At 59.7% G+C, this 2,851-nt stretch carries 3 protein-coding genes; all 3 read right to left on the bottom strand.

The features are described 5' to 3' along the window. Positions 1 to 292 precede the first annotated feature (292 nt). The 3 genes from AC1D1Z_RS35905 to AC1D1Z_RS35915 all read right to left on the bottom strand — a co-directional run bounded on the left by AC1D1Z_RS35905 (position 293) and on the right by AC1D1Z_RS35915 (position 2,787). Complete coding sequence (locus AC1D1Z_RS35905) at positions 293 to 1,369, bottom strand: DUF5666 domain-containing protein (protein WP_018245727.1); 1,077 nt, start codon at positions 1,367 to 1,369, stop codon at positions 293 to 295. Beyond that, positions 1,366 to 2,259 (bottom strand): DUF6502 family protein, encoded by an 894-nt coding sequence (locus AC1D1Z_RS35910; RefSeq protein ID WP_018245726.1) that lies wholly within the window; start codon positions 2,257 to 2,259, stop codon positions 1,366 to 1,368. Before AC1D1Z_RS35910 ends, AC1D1Z_RS35905 begins: the two co-directional genes overlap by 4 nt. A 153-nt stretch (positions 2,260 to 2,412) precedes the next feature. Continuing rightward, on the bottom strand, positions 2,413 to 2,787 hold the full coding sequence (locus tag AC1D1Z_RS35915; protein ID WP_018245725.1) for a hypothetical protein: 375 nt from the start codon (positions 2,785 to 2,787) through the stop codon (positions 2,413 to 2,415). Positions 2,788 to 2,851: the final 64 nt, after the last annotated feature.

Raw genomic sequence — 2,851 nt, forward strand, 5'->3', positions numbered from 1 at the left:
GCCCATGATTTCGATGATTTGCGTACGGTTTTCCCAGGTTGCAACGACCGTCGGTTGGTCCATTCCCATCGACATGTCCGGTTCGCGTTCCAGCAAAAGCAATTCCTGATTCCTCTTGGCGATGGTGGGTTGGTTCGGCAGTCAGCAGCGATTGAAAATCAAACGATTGTCTGTCGGGTGTGGGGCGGACCCGATAGACAATCGGCAAGTCCTTCTTGGGAATCCAAATCAGGAATCGCAGGAACAATAAATGGGAAATTTTCCCATATGTCAATGTGCTCGACTGAGCCTTTCAGCGGGGACCTGGAAAATCTGGAGGCGGCGGGCCGCGAGGCGCGGTATCCCCCGGTGGCGGACCTCGCCTGTTCGGGTCGGGATAATCTCCACCAGGCCCGCCTCTGCCGAAGGAGGGGCGATCATGCGGCGGCCCGTCCGGAGGGCCATCCGGCGGGCGAGGACCAAAGCCGTCTGGGCCCTGCCTGTCCGCAAAGCCCGTCATTCTGCTTGAATCGCGTACGGTGACGTCGACAAACCCATGGCCGTCAGGGGACATTCGCATCGAGCCGTAAGGCGTTGAGCCCCCGGGTCCCGAGCCAGCCCCGCCTTTGTCCGCGGACCTGAAGGTCTCGACGTTGACGATGCCGCGTTTCAGACCCGGCACCACAGGCTCGGCCTGAATGCGTATAATCATCAATCGGTCGGCGACTGTCTTAAGACGTACGAGCGTTTGCTTGCCGACCAGATATCCATGCGTGTTGCCAAGCGAAAGGCCGCCGATCCGGACGCGATGACCGCTCTTCGATGGCACGCCTCGGACATGGGCGCCATCGGAAACGGAACGAGGCTCGATACGCCGAGCAATGATGGTGCCATCCGGTTTACGGATGCCGAACACGGCAACGCGATTGCCTTTTCGCAAGCCCTTCGTCACCAAACCTGTCGTGTCGACGGTTTGCGACAATATGGTGATACCGGTCTTGTCAATCCGGTCGATGCGGCCCTGAACCTCGCTGACGATCGCGATGCGGGCAGCACGCTTTCCCGTCAGCAGCACCCGGGCCACATGACCGACCTTCATCGCGCTTGCAGGAGCGCGCCGTCCATCGATCTCGATCGGGGTCGTCGCGCTGAAAGGTATGTGGACGTTGTTGACGATGATGCTTCCAAAGCCCTGGATGGTCCCGACGATGCCGGTTCCGCCGATCCCGTGATCTTCGTTCTCCCCACCTCCCTGAATGGAAAGACCGGACCCGCCGATTCCATGATCGCTGGTCCCCGTCGGTTGCGCGGCTACGGTCTCCGGTCGCACGATCTGAAGTGCGATGCCGCCCAGCAGAAATTGCCTCCTGGAGATCATTGACGGGCTCATTCGTCTGTCTCCGTCCTGGAAGCGGCGTCTGGCTGAAGATCGGCCTCAGCCGCCTCGGGCATGACATAGACCCCCGCAATCCAGCGGCTATTGCCGCCGGGATCATCCGTGATGGCCCGATGGGCGATCTTGTTGAGCTTCAGGAGCAGCGCCATCCCTTCCTCACGCGCAATCTCGTCGAGTTGGGCCGCCAGCTCAGGGGATATCCCGTCGTAGTGAACCGCGCGTTCGAAGTAGGGGGGAGGGTCGTTCATCAGATTGATGACCGCTGCCTGCACATGGTCACGAAGATTGCGTGTAAAATAGTGCCGACGGGCTTCGTCACCGGCATTCGGAACAATTGATGAGAGGTTGAGCTGGACCTGGCCGTCCTGATCGAGAACGACAATGCCTTTATCCAGCCAGTCGTCCAGGATGGAGCGGGGATGAACGTCCTTGGTGATGTCGCTCACCAGGCTCTCGAATGACGGACCGCCGTCGCTGGAGGTCCGGGGCAGGGCGCTTGGCCTATCCTCCGCATCGCAATAAAGCGGATCGGCAAGCCATCTTGCAAGGATGCGGCTTGTCTGTGAAACGCCGACGGTCAGAAACGATGCCGTGAGTGCCTGTCCACGCAACCGGTTGACGTCCTTGCGGTGGATGCCGGTCAGAAGCGAGATGCGGCTATCCGTCTGCTGCTTGTTCGGTAGCGCGAACTCCTTCTCCGCAACCTCGATATAGAGGCGGCGAAGAACGGTCGAGAAGGAGATGAAGTTGAAGCCGGAGGCGAGTGCGAGCTTGACCAGCGGGCGAAGCACGCGGATCAGCATGGCCTGCAAAGTCTCTTCGGAGAATGGAAGCTTCGCGCGCGGCTTTGACATTAACAACACACTCGGTCTCTGAAAGACCATTGCCGGCAGACTTCGGCAGTCGCCCTCAGCCTCCCTATGGTAAAGTCCAGACTGCCGCAACGGACAAGCCACATGCAAGCCCAGCCTATGCCATGCTCCCGAGCGGCGCGGCCGTATAGCGCCGCCTTTGAGAAGAGATTTTAGCGTGTTCCGTTAATGAGTTACCGGATGCGGCTCGGGCGACAGCACTGCGCCATGGCGCCAGTCGATCAGCCGGTCGATGCGCGCAATCTTGTGGAAAACCTCGAAAACGTCGAATGACGTGCCTTTCTCGATATGGGCTGCCAGCAACTCGCAAAGCTCGAATATTTCAGGGGGCGTACCCGTCATCTCGACGCCGTCATCCGTGAAGACACCCGATCGCGGCCATGCCCGCGTCTGTTGTTCGTCGAGTTTGCTGCCGACGAAAGGGATCGTATCGATGATGCCAGAGGCGAGCGCGAAGGCCGCCTCCGCCACGATTTCGGAACACGTCGTGTTGGGTTCCCTCGTTAGGGCCGGTATTTGCATCCGCTTGAATTCCCGCATGTTCAACCCGTCAGAGATAGTTGACCAGACTCAGACCCTGGAGTTTCGAGACGAGCGTGTAAGC

The organism is Rhizobium sp. P1_E1 (assembly GCF_056406015.1).

What these genes read in the sequence shown, in the direction of transcription:
- AC1D1Z_RS35915 (WP_018245725.1), bottom strand. Translation starts at nt 2,787, where the DNA reads ATGCGGGAATTCAAGCGGATGCAAATACCGGCCCTAACGAGGGAACCC.
- AC1D1Z_RS35910 (WP_018245726.1), bottom strand. Translation starts at nt 2,259, where the DNA reads ATGGTCTTTCAGAGACCGAGTGTGTTGTTAATGTCAAAGCCGCGCGCG.
- AC1D1Z_RS35905 (WP_018245727.1), bottom strand. Translation starts at nt 1,369, where the DNA reads ATGAGCCCGTCAATGATCTCCAGGAGGCAATTTCTGCTGGGCGGCATC.